Genomic DNA, 17,382 nt, shown 5'->3' on the forward strand with positions numbered 1-17,382 from the left:
GGGTGAGGGGGAAAAGATCTCACGTCGAACGAAATATCCGAAATCCCCCCTCTCCTTAGATTTTTCCGCTCATAAGCTAAGTCTAAAAAGTTATTTATTTTTAGTTTCTTAGATCATTTAGTCTCCTTTCACGCCGACGCCCGGTCGCCTGATATGGAGCTCTTCTATGAAACTGAATGTCCCGCTTCGCCTGCTGGCCGTGGCCTCTCTGGCTGCTGCGAGTTTCCTGGCCCAGGCCGCCGACCTCACCGTCGCCTACCAGACCACCGTCGACCCGGCGAAAGTCGCCCAGGCCGATGGCGCGTACGAGAAAGCCACCAAGGCCGACATCAGCTGGCGCAAGTTCGACAACGGTGCGGACGTCATTACGGCCATCGCCTCCGGCGACGTGCAGATCGGTTACCTCGGCTCCAGCCCGCTGACCGCAGCCGTCACCCGCAAAGTCCCGGTGGAAACCTTCCTCATCGCCACCCAGATCGGCGCCGCCGAAGCATTGGTCGCCCGCGACGGCGCCGGCATCAAGACGCCGCAGGATCTGGTCGGCAAGAAAATCGCCGTGCCGTTCGTGTCCACCGGTCACTACAGCCTGCTCGCCGCGCTGAAACACTGGAACATCGATCCTTCGAAAGTCACCGTCCTCAACCTCGCCCCGCCGGCGATCATTGCCGCGTGGAAACGCGGTGACATCGACGCCACTTATGTCTGGGATCCGGCGCTGGGTGTGGCCAAGGAAAACGGCAAAGTGCTGATCACCTCCGGCGAACTCGCCAAGTTCGGTGCGCCGACCTTCGACGCCTGGATCGTGCGCAAGGACTTCGCCGAGAAGCATCCGGAAATCGTCACCGCGTTCGCCAAGGTCACCCTCGACGCCTACGCCGACTACCGCAAAGACCCGAAAGCCTGGATCGCCAACCAGAGTAACGTCGACAAACTGGTGAAACTGTCCGGCGCCAAGGCCAGCGACATTCCATTGCTGCTGCAAGGCAACGTCTACCCGCTGGCGGCGGATCAGGTCAGTGACCTCGGTGCGCCGACCACCAAAGCCATCACCGACACCGCTGCGTTCCTCAAGGAGCAAGGCAAGGTCGAAGCGGTACTGCCGGACTACGCGCCGTACGTCACCCCCAAGTACATCACCAACTGATCCGGAGTTAATTGCGATGGCCTTGCTACAGCTGGAGCGCATCAGCGCACAGTATCCCGGCAGCCCGGAACCGGTTCTGTCCGACATTTCCCTGACCCTCGGCCCTCAGCAACTGCTGGTGGCCCTCGGCCCGTCCGGCAGTGGCAAGACTTCGCTGTTGAACCTGATTGCCGGTTTCGTCGAACCGAGCGCCGGTCGCATCACTCTCGACAACGTGCCGGTCAAGGGCCCGAGCGCCGAGCGCGGCGTGGTGTTCCAGGACGACGCCCTGCTGCCTTGGCAGGACGTGCTGGCCAACGTTGCCTTCGGTCTCGAACTGGCCGGTGTGGCCAAGGAAAAACGCGAACAGATCGCCCGGGAAATGCTCGCGCTGGTCGATCTCTCCGGCTTTGAACACCGCCGCATATGGCAGCTCTCCGGTGGTCAGAAGCAGCGTGTCGGCCTGGCCCGCGCCCTTGCCGCCGACCCGCGAGTGCTGCTGATGGACGAACCTTTCGGCGCTCTCGATGCCTTTACCCGCGAACAGATGCAGGAGCTGTTGCTGCAAGTCTGGCAACGCACCGCCAAACCGGTGTTCCTGATTACCCACGACATTGAAGAAGCGGTGTTCCTCGCCACCGACCTGATTTTGCTGGCACCGAATCCGGGACAGATCGTCGAACGCCTGCATCTGGATTTCGGCAAGCGCTATGCCGCCGGTGAATCGGCGCGGGCGATCAAGTCCGATCCGCGCTTCATCGAAACCCGCGAACACGTGCTCGCCAGAGTGTTTTCGCAACGCAGCGCCGTTCAGCGGCAGGAGCGCGCATGAGCAGTTACGACGTTTCCGCCACCGCAGTAAAACCCGCCGCCACTTCGGTGGTGATTCCCGTGCGCCGCAGCCTCAGCACCCGCTGGATCAGCCTGCTGACCTTGTTCGCGTTGCTGGTGATCTGGTGGGCAGTGACGGCCACCGGTCTGATCGAACCGCTGTTCCTGCCGCCACCGTCCGCCGTGCTGCAAAAAGGCTGGTTGCTGGCGACCACGGGCTATATGGATTCAACGTTGTGGCAGCACCTGGGCGCGAGCCTCAGCCGCATCGGTCTGGGCCTCGGCTTCGCGATTCTGACCGCCGTGCCGGTGGGTATCGCCATCGGCGCCAACCGTATAGCCCGTGGTGTGCTGGATCCGCTGATCGAGTTCTATCGCCCGATTCCACCACTGGCCTATCTGCCGCTGATCGTGATCTGGTGCGGCATTGGCGAGTTGTCGAAAGTACTGCTGATCTACCTGGCGATTTTCGCTCCGATCGCCATCGCCACCGCCACCGGCGTGCGCACCGTCGACCCGGCCAAATTGCGCGCCGCGCAGTCGCTGGGCGCGACTCGCGCACAACTGATCCGCCATGTGATTTTGCCCAGCGCCCTGCCGGACATTCTGACCGGGGTGCGCATTGGTCTGGGTGTCGGCTGGTCGACCCTGGTCGCCGCCGAACTGATCGCGGCCACCAGTGGCCTGGGCTTCATGGTGCAGTCGGCTGCACAGTTCCTGGTCACCGATGTGGTGGTGCTGGGGATTCTGGTCATCGCCCTGATCGCCTTCGCCATGGAAATGGGCCTGCGCGCCCTGCAACGCAAACTGGTGCCGTGGCACGGCCAGGCCCACTGAAAAATTTCAGAAAAAAACCTGTGGGAGCGAGCCTGCTCGCGAAAGCGTCGGATCAGTCACTGCGCTGTCGCCTGACACTCAGTATTCGCGAGCAGGCTCGCTCCCACCAAAAGCATGCCCCCAAGCATTCGAAGAGAACCACCATGAGCAGCCTGAACATCATCCCGTTAAGCTCGGCCCTCGGCGCACAGATCAGCGGCGTCGACATCAGCCAGCCGCTGAACCTGGAACAGCGCGACGCCATCGAGCAGGCGCTGCTCAAATACCAGGTGCTGTTCTTCCGCGATCAGCCGATCGAGCCGTCGCAACAGGCGCGCTTCGCCCGTTATTTCGGTGACCTGCACATTCATCCGATCTACCCGAACGTGCCGGAACAGCCTGAAGTGCTGATCCTCGACACCGCCGTCACCGACGTGCGCGACAACGCGATCTGGCACACCGACGTGACCTTCCTGCCAACCCCGGCCATGGGCGCGGTGCTCAGCGCCAAGCTGTTGCCGGAGTTCGGCGGCGACACGTTATGGGCCAGCGGGATAGCCGCGTATGAAGCGTTGTCGGCACCGATGCAAGCAATGCTCGAAGGGCTGACCGCGACTCACGACTTCACCCGCTCGTTTCCGCTGGAGCGCTACGGCAACACCCCGGAGGCACTGGCGCAGTGGGAAGAGGCACGGCGCAAGAATCCACCGCTGTCGCACCCGGTGATCCGCACGCACCCGGTGAGCGGGCGCCGTTCGCTGTTCGTCAACGAAGGCTTTACGTCGAAGATCAATGAACTGTTGGAAACCGAGAGCGAGGCGGTGCTGAAGTTCTTGTTCGCCCATGCGACACGACCGGAGTTCACCATTCGCTGGCGCTGGCAGAAGGACGACATCGCATTCTGGGACAACCGCGTGACGCAGCATTACGCAGTGGATGATTACCGTCCGGCACGGCGCGTGATGCAGCGGGCTACGGTGTTGGGGGATGTGCCGTTTTTTCGTTGAGCCTTTAACGCCAGAGCAAAATCAAAAGCCCCCTCACCCTAACCCTCTCCCAAAGGGAGAGGGGACTGATTGGGGGGATGCTTTAAAGATTCACCGACCTGATCGTGCTTTGCTGAATCCATAATCGACCGGATTTTTCAGGTCGATGTATGACGCAAGACACCTCGGTCGGCTCCCTCTCCCTCCGGGAGAGGGCTGGGGTGAGGGCTGGGCCGAGCTGACCCACCCTGATCCTGATCACTCCGCCGTCGAAGGCTTCTCCCAAAGATTGATCCCGCCCTCCTGGGCAAACCGGTCGATCTCCGCCAACTCCTGCGCACTGAAACTCAGGTTCTTCAACGCCCCGACGTTCTCGACAATCTGCTCCGGCCGGCTCGCGCCGATCAGCGCCGAAGTCACCCGCGGATCGCGCAGCGTCCACGCCAATGCCAGTTGCGCCAGGCTCTGCCCGCGACGCCTGGCGATTTCATTCAGCGCCCGCACGTGAGCGATGTTGGCCTCGGACAAGTGCGAAGCCTGCAACGAACCACCGCCCGGACGATTGACCCGCGCATCCGCCGGCACACCGTTGAGGTATTTGTCGGTCAGCAGACCCTGCGCCAGCGGGGTGAAGGCAATGACGCCGGCGCCAAGCTCTTCGGTGGTGTCGAGCAAATCCTTTTCCACCCAGCGGTTGAGCAGGTTGTAGGCCGGTTGGTGGATCAACAGCGGCACTTTCCACTCTTTGAGCAGCGCGGCGATTTCACGGGTTTTCACCCCGGAATACGACGAGATACCGATGTACAACGCCTTGCCCTGCTGCACTGCCGTGGCGAGGGCACTGGCGGTTTCTTCCAGCGGGGTGTCCGGGTCGAAACGGTGCGAATAAAAGATATCCACATAGTCCAGGCCCAGGCGTTGCAGGCTCTGGTCGAGGCTGGCCAGCACGTATTTGCGCGAGCCGCCGCCCTGGCCGTAAGGGCCGGGCCACATGTCCCAACCGGCCTTGCTGGAGATGATCAATTCGTCACGGTACTGCTTGAAGTCTTCGCGCAGCAGGCGACCGAAATTGATCTCGGCGCTGCCGTAGGGCGGGCCGTAGTTGTTGGCCAGGTCGAAGTGATTGATCCCCAGATCGAACGCGGTGCGCAGCAACGCGCGCTGGGTGTCGATCGGCGTGCTGTCGCCGAAGTTGTGCCACAGGCCCAGGGACAGCGCCGGCAACACCAGACCGCTGCGTCCGACGCGGCGGTAAGGGATGGAGTCATAGCGGTTTTCGGCAGCGGTGTAAGTCATCGAATCCTCTCTTGTTTGATTAACCGCAAATTGAGGGTGAATTCAAAACCGTGGCGAGGGCGCTCGCTCCCTCGCCACTAAAGCTATCTACGCAAATCTGTTGCCGGGCCGGTCGAGGCCAAGGTTCTGGCGCAAGGTCCGGCCCTCGTATTCGGTTCTGAACAGTCCACGCCGTTGCAGTTCCGGGACCACGCCATTGGCGAAGTCTTCGAGTCCGCCGGGCAGGTGTGGCACCAGCACGTTGAAGCCGTCCGCCGCGCCTTGCTCGAACCATTTCTGCAGGCGATCGGCAACCTGCGCCGGTGTGCCGACGACGCTGTAATGCCCGCGACCGCCAGCGATCCGGCGTCCCAGTTCGGCCAGGGTCAGATGCTCGCGGCCGGCCAGTTCGGTCAGCAGTTTCTGCCGGCTCTGCTGGCCGCTTTCAGTCAGCGGCAAGTCCGGCAGCGGCCCGTCCAGCGGGTACTTCGACAGATCGAAGTTGCCCAGCATACGCCCAAGCAGCGCGACGCCAACCTCGGGTTCGACCAATTGCTGAAACGTTTCACATTTTTCCTGTGCTTCGGCTTCCGTCTGCCCGACCACGACAAACACGCCGGGCATGATTTTCAGCGAATCGGCGCTGCGTCCGTACTTCGGCAAGCGGCCCTTGAGGTCGGCGTAAAACGCCTGGGCGCTGGCCAGCGAAGTCTGCGCGGTGAACACCACTTCCGCCGTCTGCGCCGCCAGCTCACGCCCGGTTTCCGACGAGCCGGCCTGCACGACCACAGGCTGCCCCTGTGGCGAGCGCGCGACATTCAGCGGGCCTTTGACCCGGAAGTGCTCGCCGACGTGATCCAGCACATGCAGTTTTTCCGGGTCGTAATACGCACCGCTGGCTTTGTCGCGAAGGAAGGCATCGTCCTGCCAACTGTCCCAGAGCCCGGTCACCACCTGATGAAACTCCCGGGCGCGGCTGTAGCGTTCGGCATGGCCGATGTGTTCGGTGCGACCGAAATTCTGCGCTTCGGCGGCGTTGTCCGAGGTCACCAGATTCCACCCCGCTCGCCCGCCCGACAGGTGATCGAGCGACGCGAACTTACGCGCCACGTGGTAAGGCTCGTTGTAGCTGGTGGTGGCGGTGGCGATCAGGCCGATGTGTTCGGTCACGACGCTCAAGGCCGAGAGCAAGGTCAGTGGCTCGAAGTGATCCGAACGGGCCATGCGGCTGGCAATGTCCTGGGTTGGCGCGGCGACGCTGTCGGCGACGAACAGCGTGTCGAACTTCGCCGCCTCGGCAACCTGCGCCAGACGTTTGTAGTGGGCGAAATCCAGCCCGGCGTTGGCCGGTACGTCCGGATGACGCCACGCGGCGACGTGGTGCCCGGTGGCCATGAGGAATGCGCCGAGTTTCAGCTGTCTGCTCATCTCAGAAATCCTTGCGCAGTTGCACGCCGAAGTAGCGCTCGTCGTCGCGGGGCACGGCGCGGTAGATGTAGTTGCCACCGCTGGCGAGCAACGGCGAATACGACTTGTCGGTGAGGTTCTTGCCCAGCAATGCCACGCGCCAGCCGTTGGTGTAATCGGCCAGGGCGACGCTGGCGTTCCAGAGGCCGTAGGTGCCCTGTTTGGTGTCGGCGTTCTGGCTGATGTCGTACTGCACTTCGCTCTGCCAGCTGTAGTCGGTGCCGAGTTCGATATCCAGACCGTTTTCCAGCGGGATGGTGTAGTCGGCGCGCACGTAGCTTTTCCAGTCCGGGCTGAACGGCAGCGGTTTGCCGTTGACGTTGCACGACGCCGCCGCGCCCGCCGGGCAGGCGAACCGGTCGATGCGGGCGCGAGTGTAGGCCAGTGCGCCGGAGAACTTCAGTTGCCGGGTCGCCTGCAGGGCGTAGTCGAGTTCCACGCCCTCGGTGCTGACGCTGCCGGCGTTGATCAGGCGCGTCACCACTTGCCCGGCGACGGTGTCGAAAAAATTCGCCTGGTAGTTGTCGTAATCGCTGTGGAAGACCGCGAGGTTGGTGGTCAGGCGATTGTTCCAGCTTGAGGCCTTGATCCCCGCCTCCCAGGTGTTGGAAGTTTCCGGTTTCAGCGCTTCGGTATCACGCGGCTGCATGTTGAAGAACACGTTGTAGGCCGGACCTTTGTAGCCGCGCGAGTAAGTCAGATAAGTGGTGACGGTATCGCTCAGGTCGTATTGCAAACCGAGCCGTCCGGACCAGCCGTCCTCATCCACCGAACCGGAACTGCGGGTGGCAGGTTGAATGCCGCTGACGGTGGTGGCGGAAGTGGAGACGCGACGGTGATCGTATTCCAGATCGTCGTGGGTGTAGCGCAGGCCGGCGATGCCTCGGAAGTCCGAAGTGAAATTCAGCGTGCTTTCGCCGAACACCGCGTAGCTGTCACTGGTGGTGCTGTAGTCGGCGACGCCACGATCAGTGCGTGTTGTGGTGGTCAGCGTGCGTTGATAGGTCTCGTCATCCTTGCCGTGCATGTAGAACAGGCCGCCGACGTATTCGAGGAACCCGCCTTTCGGAGAGGCCAGACGCAGCTCCTGCGAGTATTGGTCGAAGGCCAGATCGCCCTTGTCCGCCGTGCCGGGGAAGGCGGCCGTCACCGTGCCGAGGCGGTCGCCGTCCTGATACTGGGTGTTGTCCCAGCCGCGCCACGCGGTGATCGACGTCAGGGTGTAATCGCCCAGTTGCCAGTCGAGCTGGCCGGACAAGCCCTTGTTGGTGTCTTCGACATGAGTGCGGGTGTCGGTGTTGATGTCGCGGTTGTGGCTGGTCGCACTCACCGGGCTCAGCGCATTGGCGAAGGCCGGAGTCAGTGCCTTGGTCACGACACCGTTGGGTCCGTCATCGTGGGCCTGCATGTAGTCGGCGATCAGGGTGAAGGTGACGTCATCGTTGGGGGTGAATTCCAGTTTGCCGCGCACGCCGCGATGGTTGTAACCGTTGACCTCCTGACTGTTGTGCTTGTTGTCGACGTTGCCGTCGTAAGTGCCGAACAGGGTGCTGATCGAGCCTTTGAGCGTGTCCGGAATCAGACTGCCACCGATGCCGAAACGGGTGCGGCTTTCATTGCCGCTGTAGTACGACTGATCGATGTAGCCGTGGGTTTCGGCAGTGGGCGCCTTGCTGGTGATGTTCAGCACACCGGCCGAGGCATTCTTGCCAAACAGCGTGCCTTGCGGGCCGCGCAGAACTTCGACGCGCTCCAGGTCCAGCAGATCGAGAGTGGACTGGCCAGGGCGCGCATACACCACGCCGTCAATCACCGTAGCCACGGTCGGCTCGACGCCCGGCGAGGTGGAAATCGTCCCCACGCCGCGCACGAACAACGAGGTGTCCTTGTTCGATGCGCCGGTACGGAAATTCAGCGACGGCACTTGCTGGACGATGCTCGCCACGCTGTTGCGGTTGTCGCGCTCCAGTTGCTCGCCGTCGATCACCGATACCGCCACCGGGACCTTTTGCAGCGACTCTTCGCGGCGGGTGGCGGTGACCGTGACGGACTGAAGTGTCGGCTCCTGATCGCTGTTGTCGGCGGCGAACGCGGCGGGCAGCGGCAGCGCGGCCAGCCCGGTGAGTAGCCAGCCCGCAGCGCAGATCGATTGCGCCAGTTTGTGTGTCGCCCCAGGAATGTTGTGCATGTTTGCCCGCTCGAAAAAATTGCCCTGAACCGCTGTCGTTCTGCGACGACAGCGCCTGTCTCGATGTCTTGGGCATTCGCTCGAGCGAGTAGCAGACAATGCGCATTGTTAGCGCTAACATCGGCAGTATTGGCAAACGGGACATAGACCGTCCAATAATGAAAAATTACGTTTATATACGTTTTGGTTTTTAAGAAGGGATCAAGCCATGAGCGAAGAAAAGCCCCGCAAACGCCGTGGCGCCGGTCGCGTGACCCTCAACGCGGTGGCGCGTGAGGCCGGTGTCTCGGCGATTACCGTGTCGCGCTACTTCAACCAGCCGGAACAGGTCTCGCCCGAACGCCGCGAACGAATCGCGGCGGTGGTCGCGGCGCTGGGTTATGTACCGAATCTGGTGGCCGGTGGCCTCGCCTCGGCGCGGGGAAAAATCGTCGGCATGGTGATCCCGAACATCTCCGGTCCGATCTTCGCCAATACCATTCAGGGCTTCAGCGACACCCTCAGCCGTCACGGTTATCAGCTGTTGCTGGCCTCGAGTTATTTCAGCGCAGAGCAGGAAGAAAACGCCGTGCGGGCCTTCCTCGGCTGGTCGCCGGCGGCGCTGGTGGTCACCAGTCACTTCCACAGTCCGGGCACGGAAAAGATGCTCGCCGACGCGGAGATCCCGGTGATCGAAACCTGGGATTACCAGCCGGATCGCGAGCCGATGCAGATCGGCTTTTCGCACTTTGAAGTGGGGGTCAGCGCCGCCCGTTATCTGCACGGCAAGGGCTATCGACGAATCGCGTTCGTGCAGAACAGCGCACCCGGCGACTTCAGCGCACTGGAGCGCCGTGACGGTTACGCCGCAACCGTGCGTGAGTTGGGCCTGGAGCCGTGGGTATTCGCACCGGATGCCGATCGCGCTCCGTTCGAGGCCGGCAAGCAAGCGATGGAAGCGCTGATGAACGCCTCGCCGCGCCCGGACGCCATCATCTTCGCCAACGACAACCTCGCCGCCGGCGGCCTGCTCGCCGGGCAACGCGCCGGCCTCAGAATCCCCGACGACTGCGCCGTCCTCGGCTTCGGCGACTACCCGTTCGCCGAGATGCTGCTGCCGAGCCTGAGCACCATCAAACCGCCCGCGCTGGAGATCGGCGTGCTGGCGGCAACGAGGGTGCTGGAAAGCCTGGGCGTGTTGCCGAGTGATGAGGTGCAGCGACTTAATTTGCTGCAATGCCAAGTCATCGAGCGAGAAAGTACCTGACCCAGAATTCTGTAAATCGGCCTTAAGCTGACAATTCACGCAAGGCAGCAGCAGCCAGAAATCCGGAGCGAGAGCTGTAACGCTGATCACGTCGTACAGTCTGGTCAATACGCTCCAGCAACTGCTCCGGGAGCGTAGCGTTGAAGCGCACCGACTTGCCGAAGTAGGGAGTGATATCAAACTCGACTACACCCCAGATACCGCCGGCGTAATCCGGATTCTCGAGATGGGCATCAATGTCCTGAATCCGAGGCAACGGTGCGCCATCAGCGACCAGTCCCTCATAGTGCAAGGCCAGTGCCTCCTGAGTGTTGTCAAATGCTTCGGCTACCGTAGTGCCTGCGGAGAAGCACCCGGGTACATCCGGGATAATCACTCCGTAGTCTGAGTCGGCATCCTTGTGCAGAACGACCGGGAATTTCATGTAAGTGAATCCTTCCTCTGACATGTCCATTAAGGGACTTTCGTTTCCAATAACGGGCTTCATTTCAAACCCGCCTGTTTCAAGATGCTGTTGATCGTTCCCTTGGGAAGATCTGAATCCGGATGCTTGATCGTCACCCTCCCTGGCTTGCCCGGATGTTTGTATTGGTGGTGACTGCCTTTGACGGCGACCAGATACCATCCATCCTCCTCGATCATCCTGATCATTTCCCGACTACGCATTTCCTTCGCCCTGTTCGACAGCAAGAGCTGCGTACTTTAAGAGCTGTCCTTCTTCATCAATACACACCATACACACCTGGAGAAATATTAGCCTAGTGGACAGGCGCGTGTTTAATCGCCAGATCGGCGGTGGACGCGCCCTGGCACGCGGCGCTCATAAACAGATGTATACGTGGCGAAATGTGTCGATCAGCATGAGCCCGACAGCTAACCTATGCTCAACATGAGCAAAGCCAGGACGACTCCCATCCACAGGTAGATCCCGACCATGCACACCGCAATCATCATCTTCTTCGGCCTGATCCTGCTGGCGCTGATGCTCTACATCGGCGAGCGCATCGGCTTCAGTCGCCAGACCATGGCTTACGGTTTTGCAGCATTGTGGCTGGCGCTGACGGTGATCAACGGCGCGGTCGGCGTCGTGCACGCGAAGCAGCCGCTGGGGTCGGAGATTGCGATCGGCAGCGCCGTGTACGGGGTGCCGATCGCAGCGATGGTGTTGTTCATGGTACTGAGCGCCGAGACCTGAAACCGCCCCGGCGCCCCGTTCCGGTCAACGCACCAGATGCAGGAACTGCATGTGCCGTTCGTACTGGTCGAGGATGTCGTTGATGATCTGTTCTTTGGTGTAACCGACCAGATCGTAATCCTGACTGCCCTCGCTCAGATGCACTTCGGCGCGGTAATAGCGGCGGTTGTTGAGCTGCTTGGAGCCCATGCCGCCGCGGGCGAACGACGGCGTGAAGTAGCCGCGCATCTGCACCTGATAGATGAACGGATGCAGTTCGCCATGGCCGATTTCCAGACTGACGCTGTCATGAGCCGGATCGGGCTGCGTAACGACATGCAGCCCCTTCTCGACAAACACCGCCGTCACTTCTTCGATGGCCGGTTTCACCGTGGTGTCCATGAAGCGGTACACCTCGTCCCGCGACGGGAAGTGCACGGCCTGACTCAGGCGCTGTCGCCAGCCACCCTTGCCGCGCCGCGAGCCGGAGACCGGCGCCAGCGAATGCAGTTGCGCGATCTGCTTCTGCGACTCCAGGTAGAACGCCTTGTGCAGGCCCCACATCATCAGCAGCAGAATCAGCGAGAACGGCAGCGAGGTCAGCACCACCGCTGATTTCAGCGCATCGATGCTGCCCGAAAACAGCAGTCCACTGGTGATCAGCGCGGTCATCGCCCCCCAGAACACCCGCAGCCACTTCGGACCGTCCTCATCCGGATTGCCCCCCTTGGCCGACAGGGTCGAAAGCACCACGGTGCCGGAGTCGGCGGAAGTGACGAAGAACACGAAGCTGATGAACACCGTCACCGCGATGACAGTTTTGCTCCACGGGTAGGTCTCCAGCAGCAGGTAAAGGGTCATCGACGGGTTGTCGAGGGCCGACATACCCAGTGCCGACATGCCGTGGTTGAGCACCTGATCGATGGCGCTGTTGCCGAAGATCGACATCCACGCCAGGGTGAAACCGAGCGGAATCAGCAACACGCCGAAGACGAATTCGCGGATGGTGCGGCCTCGGGAAATCCGTGCGATGAACAGGCCCACGAATGGCGACCATGCGATCCACCAGGCCCAGTAGAACACCGTCCAGCCGCCGAGCCAGTCGCTGGGTTTGTCGTAGGCGTAGAGATCAAAACTCTTCATCGGCAACGCGCCGAGGTAGTCGCCCAGGTTCTGGATCAGGGTGTTGAGCAGGTGCTGGGTAGGGCCGGCGAACAACACGAACAGCAGCAGCGCACAGGCCAGCAGCATGTTGATGTCGGACATGACCCGTACACCCTTGTCCACACCCGAGACGGCGACGACGATTGCCGCACCCATCATCAGTGTGATCAAACCGACCTGAATCCACTGGGTATGGGCGATGCCGAACAGGTAGTCCAGACCGGAGTTGAGATGGAGCACGCCGAAGCCCATGTCCGCACCGAGGCCGAACACCGTGGCGATGATGCCGAAGCCATCGACCGCGTAACCGATGGGGCCGTTGATACGCTTGCCGATCAGCGGGTAGAGCGCCGAACGCAGGGCCAGCGGCAGGTTGTGCCGATAAGCGAAGTACGCCAGCGCCATGCCGACGAAGGCGAACACGCCCCAGCCGTGCAGGCCCCAGTGCAGAAACAGGATCTGCATCGCCTGACGCGCCGCATCCGCCGTGCCGGCTTCGCCTTGCGGCGGCTGGAGCATGTGAGTCAGCGGCTCGGACACACAGAAGAAAAACAGCGTGATGCTGATCCCGGCGGCGAACAGCATGCCGGCCCAGGACAGGTAACTGAATTCGGGTTCGTCGTGGTCGGCACCGAGTTTGATCTTGCCGTAGCCCGATAACGCGGTGACCACCACGAAGACCAGATACAGGGTCATCGCGAGCATGTAATACCAGCCGACCGTATTGGCCGCCCAGTTTTGCGCTTCGAGCAGCCAGGCACCGGCCTGTTCCGGCATGGCGATGACCGTCAGGCCGAACAGCAGGATTACCGTGGCGGCGAACCAGAACACCGGCGGATTCATGCGTACCAGGCCGCTGGCGGGGGTGGACGATGCACTCATGAGCGGTGCACCTCAAGGGGTTGGAAAATGGCTGAAATGATCGGACTCAGCAAAGGCAAGCCTCCTGTTGTGAGCGGGCAGCGAACCGCCGGTTTAACTTGAATGAACGTTCAAGTTAAACATGGATAGCACGCTCAGGACTAATCGCAGGGCTCAGCGGTACCGTTCGTACGCTGGCTCAGGGAGGGGTATGACGCGGGTTTGGAAGGATTCGTTCAGTTATCGGCTTTGTGTGAACGCCCATCGCGAGCAGGCTCGCTCCCACATTTGGAATGCGGTTCACTGTGGGAGCGAGCCTGCTCGCGATGGGGCCAGATCAGTCGAAGGAGATGCAAAGGCTACTTCTGCGCCCCGTCATCATGCTGCAGATTGGCCTGGGTCAGATTGCACCCGGCCGGTACGCTGCGGGTCAGCCACACGTTGCCGCCGATGGTCGAGCCCTTGCCGATGGTGATCCTCCCGAGAATCGTCGCCCCGGCGTAAATCACCACGTCGTCCTCGACGATCGGATGCCGTGGGTGGCCCTTCTGCAACTGGCCGTCCTCGTCCGCCGGGAAGCGTTTGGCGCCCAGGGTCACTGCCTGGTAAATCCTGACGCGCTCGCCAATGATCGCGGTCTCGCCGATCACCACGCCGGTGCCGTGATCGATGAAGAAACTGCGACCGATCTGTGCGCCCGGGTGGATATCGATACCGGTCGCCGAGTGAGCGATTTCCGAGCTGATCCGCGCCAGCAGCGGCAGGCCGGCGCGATACAAATGGTGCGCGAGACGATGGTGGATCACCGCCAGAATGCCCGGATAGCACAGCAGCACTTCATCGACACTGCGCGCCGCCGGGTCGCCGTGATACGCGGCCAGCACATCGGTGTCGAGCAGACTGCGCAGGCCCGGCAATGCCAGGGCGAAATCCTGGATGATGCGGATCGCCTGCGCCTCGACTTCGCTGTCGTCCCGGGCGCTATGGCGGGCGACGTAACGCAGTTCGAGTCGCGCCTGGGCCAGCAATGCATTCAACGCAACGTCGAGGGTGTGCCCGACGTAAAAATCTTCGCTCTCTTCACGCAGATCCACCGGCCCCAGCCGCATCGGGAACAATGCGCCGCACAAGGCTTCGAGAATCTGCGCCATCGCGTCACGGGACGGCAGTTCGCGCCCGCCCTGCTCGCCGCTGGCGCGGCCATTCTGCGTACGCCACTGATCCCGCGCAGTACGCAGCTGACTGACGATGGTCTGCAATTGCCAATGGCTGGAACGCTCGCTCACGGTAAAGACTCCTCACGGGCGGCCGGACTGTCTGGCCGCGTCAACGGCCACTACTTTACGGCAACGCCACCGAGGCGAATTAAGAACCGATAGTGCTGGCCCAAGTACATTTGGCTATAAGCGATTGGCGGTTGCCCCGGTAAATCGGCGTGCCTATAGTCCTCTGATCTTTCTCCGCCAGTACGGGCTCATGATCAAACAACAGCTGCAACGCTTCAACCGTCTCGAACTGCTGGGACAACCCACGCCTCTGGAAAAACTCGAACGCCTGTCCACCTGGCTCGGCCGCGACGTGTACATCAAGCGCGACGACCTGACGCCGCTGGCCATGGGCGGCAACAAGCTGCGCAAGCTCGAATACCTTGCCGCCGATGCCCTCGCCCAAGGCGCCGACACCCTGATCACCGCTGGCGCACTGCAATCGAACCACGTCCGCCAGACCGCTGCGCTGGCCGCGAAACTGGGTCTGGGCTGCGTGGCCCTGCTGGAAAATCCGTTGGGCACCGACGACAGCAACTACACCGGCAACGGCAACCGCCTGCTGCTGGACCTGTTCGACACCAAGGTCGAGCTGGTCGACAACCTCGACAACGCCGACGAACAACTCGCGGCCCTCGCCGTGCGCCTGCGCAGCAACGGCAAGAAGCCGTATCTGGTGCCGATCGGTGGCTCCAACGCCATCGGCGCACTGGGTTACGTCCGGGCCGGCCTGGAACTGGCGCAACAAATCGAGGACTCCGGCCTGCAGTTTTCCGCCGTGGTCCTGGCCTCGGGCAGCGCCGGCACTCACAGCGGCCTGGCGCTGGCCTTGAGCGAAGTGTTGCCGCAACTGCCGGTGATCGGCGTGACGGTTTCGCGCAGCGAAGAAGATCAGCGCCCTAAAGTGCAGGGCCTGGCCGAGCGCACTGCCGATCTGTTGGGCGTGGCGCTGCCGGAGAGTTTCAAGGTCGAACTGTGGGATGAGTATTTCGGCCCGCGTTACGGTGAGCCGAATGCCGGGACGCTGGCAGCGGTGAAACTGCTGGCCAGTCAGGACGCCGTGCTGCTCGATCCGGTCTATACCGGCAAAGCCATGGCCGGGTTGCTCGACGGCATCGGTCGCGGACGTTTCGACGACGGCCCGATCATTTTCCTGCACACCGGCGGCGCCCCGGCGTTGTTTGCGTACAAGCATTTTCTGTAGTTCGAAGCGCGTACTGCAGCGCTCGTTCCCACGCTCTGCGTGGGAACGCAGCCCGGGACGCTCCGCGTCCCATTTGAAAGGCGAACGCGGAGCCAGGAAACCCTCGGAATACAAAAACGCATATTCAAAATATGAATAACAATTATAAAATTCATTATTTTCCATTCTAAAAGAACAGTCTTATAGTCTCGCCGCAGGCGAATTTCGCGAGAGACGCATAAGCTGCTTTAAGGCAGGATAGCGCTGTCGTCCAACTCCCGGATTCGCCAAACTTCCTTAAGCGTCTTCCATAAGAAAACACAGGGGCTTGTCATGATTCTTTCCGCACTACGTCGAAATCTGCTGGTAGGTTCGCTGGGCCTGGCACTGAGCGCCGGTCTGATCAGCAGCGCCGTTGCCGGTGAGCAACTGCAACAGATCAAGGACAAAGGCGTTATCAACGTCGGCCTGGAAGGCACTTATCCACCGTTCAGTTTCGTCGATGAAAACGGCAAGCTCGCCGGTTTCGAAGTCGAGCTCTCCGAAGCGCTGGCACAAAAACTGGGCGTGAAAGCCAAGATTCAGCCAACCAAATGGGACGGCATTCTCGCCGCGCTGGAATCCAAGCGTCTGGATGTGGTGGTCAACCAGGTGACCATCTCCGACGAACGCAAGAAGAAGTATGACTTCTCCGAACCGTACACCATCTCCGGTATTCAGGCGCTGGTACTCAAAAGCAAGGAAGCGGCGCTGAACATCAAGACCGCCGCCGACCTGTCCGGCAAGAAAGTCGGCGTAGGCCTGGGCACCAACTACGAGCAGTGGGTTCGCGCCAACGTGCCGGGTGCCGACGTGCGCACCTACGACGATGATCCGACCAAGTTCGCCGACCTGAACAACGGTCGTACCGACGCGATCCTGATCGACCGTCTGGCTGCACTTGAATACGCCAAAAAAGCACCGAAAACCGTGGCCGCCGGCCAGGCCTTCTCCCGCCAGGAATCCGGTATCGCCCTGCGCAAAGGCGAGCCTGAACTGCTGGCAGCCGTGAACAAGGCTCTCGACGAGCTGCGTGCCGACGGGACGCTGAAAAAGCTTTCGGAAAAATACTTCAGCGCTGACGTCACCCAATAATGGAAGCAGCTTTCCAACTCGCACTGGACTCCGCGCCCTTCCTGTTGAAGGGCGCGTACTACACGGTAATCCTCAGCCTGGGCGGCATGTTCTTCGGCCTGCTGCTGGGTTTTGGCCTGGCCTTGATGCGCCTGTCGCGTTTCAAGTCGGTCAGCTGGCTGGCCCGCATCTACGTGTCGTTCTTTCGCGGCACGCCGTTGCTGGTCCAGCTGTTCGTGATCTATTACGGTCTGCCGCAACTGGGCATGGAACTCGACCCGCTGCCGGCGGCCCTGATCGGCTTTTCGCTGAACATGGCCGCCTACGCCTGTGAAATCCTGCGTGCCGCGATCGGCTCCATCGAACGCGGTCAGTGGGAAGCGGCGGCGAGCATCGGCATGACCCGTGCGCAGACACTGCGCCGGGCCATCCTGCCGCAGGCGATGCGCACTGCGTTGCCGCCGCTGGGCAACAGCTTCATTTCACTGGTCAAGGACACCGCGCTGGCCGCTACCATCCAGGTACCGGAGCTGTTCCGTCAGGCACAACTGATTACCGCCCGGACTTTCGAAGTCTTCACCATGTATCTTGCCGCCGCGCTGATCTACTGGATTCTGGCCACAGTGCTGTCGCACTTCCAGAACAAGCTGGAAGCGCGGGTCAATCGGCACGACCAGGAGTCCTGACCCC

The 17,382-nt window shown here is 61.6% G+C and carries 16 protein-coding genes; 9 read left to right on the plus strand and 7 right to left on the minus strand.

Annotated elements, in window-relative coordinates; all coding sequences use genetic code 11:
* Positions 1 to 166 precede the first annotated feature (166 nt).
* The 4 genes from tauA (at position 167) to tauD (ending at position 3,777) form a co-directional block, all read left to right on the plus strand.
* Entirely contained in the window at positions 167 to 1,144 is a 978-nt protein-coding gene (tauA, locus tag BBF94_RS22345; RefSeq protein WP_065261138.1) for a taurine ABC transporter substrate-binding protein, read from the plus strand.
* Between the two features lie 16 nt (positions 1,145 to 1,160).
* Positions 1,161 to 1,955 (plus strand): taurine ABC transporter ATP-binding subunit, encoded by a 795-nt coding sequence (gene tauB / locus BBF94_RS22350; protein WP_065261139.1) that lies wholly within the window; start codon positions 1,161 to 1,163, stop codon positions 1,953 to 1,955.
* Complete coding sequence (gene tauC / locus BBF94_RS22355) at positions 1,952 to 2,791, plus strand: taurine ABC transporter permease TauC (protein WP_064382739.1); 840 nt, start codon at positions 1,952 to 1,954, stop codon at positions 2,789 to 2,791. Before tauB ends, tauC begins: the two co-directional genes overlap by 4 nt.
* Before the next feature lie 143 nt (positions 2,792 to 2,934).
* Complete coding sequence (tauD, locus tag BBF94_RS22360; protein WP_065261140.1) at positions 2,935 to 3,777, plus strand: taurine dioxygenase; 843 nt, start codon at positions 2,935 to 2,937, stop codon at positions 3,775 to 3,777.
* Between the two features lie 237 nt (positions 3,778 to 4,014).
* Here the strand turns inward: tauD and mgrA are convergent, their stop codons facing one another.
* From mgrA to BBF94_RS22375, 3 genes are all read right to left on the minus strand, one after another.
* The gene (gene mgrA / locus BBF94_RS22365; protein ID WP_065261141.1) at positions 4,015 to 5,052 is read right to left on the minus strand and encodes an L-glyceraldehyde 3-phosphate reductase; all 1,038 of its coding nucleotides are present in this window, start codon (positions 5,050 to 5,052) and stop codon (positions 4,015 to 4,017) included.
* An 87-nt stretch (positions 5,053 to 5,139) separates the two neighbouring features.
* On the minus strand, positions 5,140 to 6,459 hold the full coding sequence (locus BBF94_RS22370) for an LLM class flavin-dependent oxidoreductase (protein ID WP_065261142.1): 1,320 nt from the start codon (positions 6,457 to 6,459) through the stop codon (positions 5,140 to 5,142).
* A 1-nt stretch (position 6,460) separates the two neighbouring features.
* Entirely contained in the window at positions 6,461 to 8,686 is a 2,226-nt protein-coding gene (locus BBF94_RS22375; RefSeq protein WP_065261143.1) for a TonB-dependent receptor, read from the minus strand.
* Positions 8,687 to 8,894: 208 nt separating this feature from the next.
* On the opposite strand from BBF94_RS22375, the gene BBF94_RS22380 reads away from it, so the two are divergent.
* Complete coding sequence (locus BBF94_RS22380; protein WP_065261144.1) at positions 8,895 to 9,932, plus strand: LacI family DNA-binding transcriptional regulator; 1,038 nt, start codon at positions 8,895 to 8,897, stop codon at positions 9,930 to 9,932.
* 22 nt (positions 9,933 to 9,954) lie between these two features.
* Here BBF94_RS22380 and BBF94_RS22385 read toward each other — a convergent pair whose 3' ends face one another.
* On the minus strand, positions 9,955 to 10,356 hold the full coding sequence (locus tag BBF94_RS22385; RefSeq protein WP_065261166.1) for a type II toxin-antitoxin system HicB family antitoxin: 402 nt from the start codon (positions 10,354 to 10,356) through the stop codon (positions 9,955 to 9,957).
* 59 nt (positions 10,357 to 10,415) lie between these two features.
* Entirely contained in the window at positions 10,416 to 10,598 is a 183-nt protein-coding gene (locus tag BBF94_RS22390) for a type II toxin-antitoxin system HicA family toxin (RefSeq protein WP_065261145.1), read from the minus strand.
* 268 nt (positions 10,599 to 10,866) lie between these two features.
* Between BBF94_RS22390 and BBF94_RS22395 the strand changes: the two genes are divergently transcribed.
* Positions 10,867 to 11,127 carry a hypothetical protein gene (locus BBF94_RS22395; RefSeq protein WP_065261146.1) on the plus strand — a complete coding sequence of 87 codons (261 nt, stop codon included), beginning with the start codon at positions 10,867 to 10,869 and terminating at the stop codon, positions 11,125 to 11,127.
* A 24-nt stretch (positions 11,128 to 11,151) separates the two neighbouring features.
* Here BBF94_RS22395 and betT read toward each other — a convergent pair whose 3' ends face one another.
* Positions 11,152 to 13,113 carry a choline transporter BetT gene (gene betT / locus BBF94_RS22400; RefSeq protein ID WP_176704496.1) on the minus strand — a complete coding sequence of 654 codons (1,962 nt, stop codon included), beginning with the start codon at positions 13,111 to 13,113 and terminating at the stop codon, positions 11,152 to 11,154.
* Between the two features lie 377 nt (positions 13,114 to 13,490).
* Positions 13,491 to 14,417, minus strand: a complete 927-nt coding sequence (epsC, locus tag BBF94_RS22405; protein WP_065261148.1) for a serine O-acetyltransferase EpsC — start codon at positions 14,415 to 14,417, stop codon at positions 13,491 to 13,493.
* Between the two features lie 190 nt (positions 14,418 to 14,607).
* Here epsC and BBF94_RS22410 point away from each other — a divergent pair, with 190 nt between their 5' ends.
* From BBF94_RS22410 to tcyL, 3 genes are all read left to right on the plus strand, one after another.
* Positions 14,608 to 15,600 carry a D-cysteine desulfhydrase gene (locus tag BBF94_RS22410; protein WP_065261149.1) on the plus strand — a complete coding sequence of 331 codons (993 nt, stop codon included), beginning with the start codon at positions 14,608 to 14,610 and terminating at the stop codon, positions 15,598 to 15,600.
* 312 nt (positions 15,601 to 15,912) lie between these two features.
* The gene (gene tcyJ / locus BBF94_RS22415; protein ID WP_065261150.1) at positions 15,913 to 16,713 is read left to right on the plus strand and encodes a cystine ABC transporter substrate-binding protein; all 801 of its coding nucleotides are present in this window, start codon (positions 15,913 to 15,915) and stop codon (positions 16,711 to 16,713) included.
* Positions 16,713 to 17,378: a cystine ABC transporter permease gene (tcyL, locus tag BBF94_RS22420; protein WP_065261151.1), complete on the plus strand. Its 666-nt coding sequence runs from the start codon at positions 16,713 to 16,715 to the stop codon at positions 17,376 to 17,378. Before tcyJ ends, tcyL begins: the two co-directional genes overlap by 1 nt.
* Positions 17,379 to 17,382 lie beyond the last annotated feature (4 nt).

The organism is Pseudomonas bananamidigenes (assembly GCF_001679645.1).
In the GTDB taxonomy this organism is placed as follows: domain Bacteria; phylum Pseudomonadota; class Gammaproteobacteria; order Pseudomonadales; family Pseudomonadaceae; genus Aquipseudomonas; species Aquipseudomonas bananamidigenes.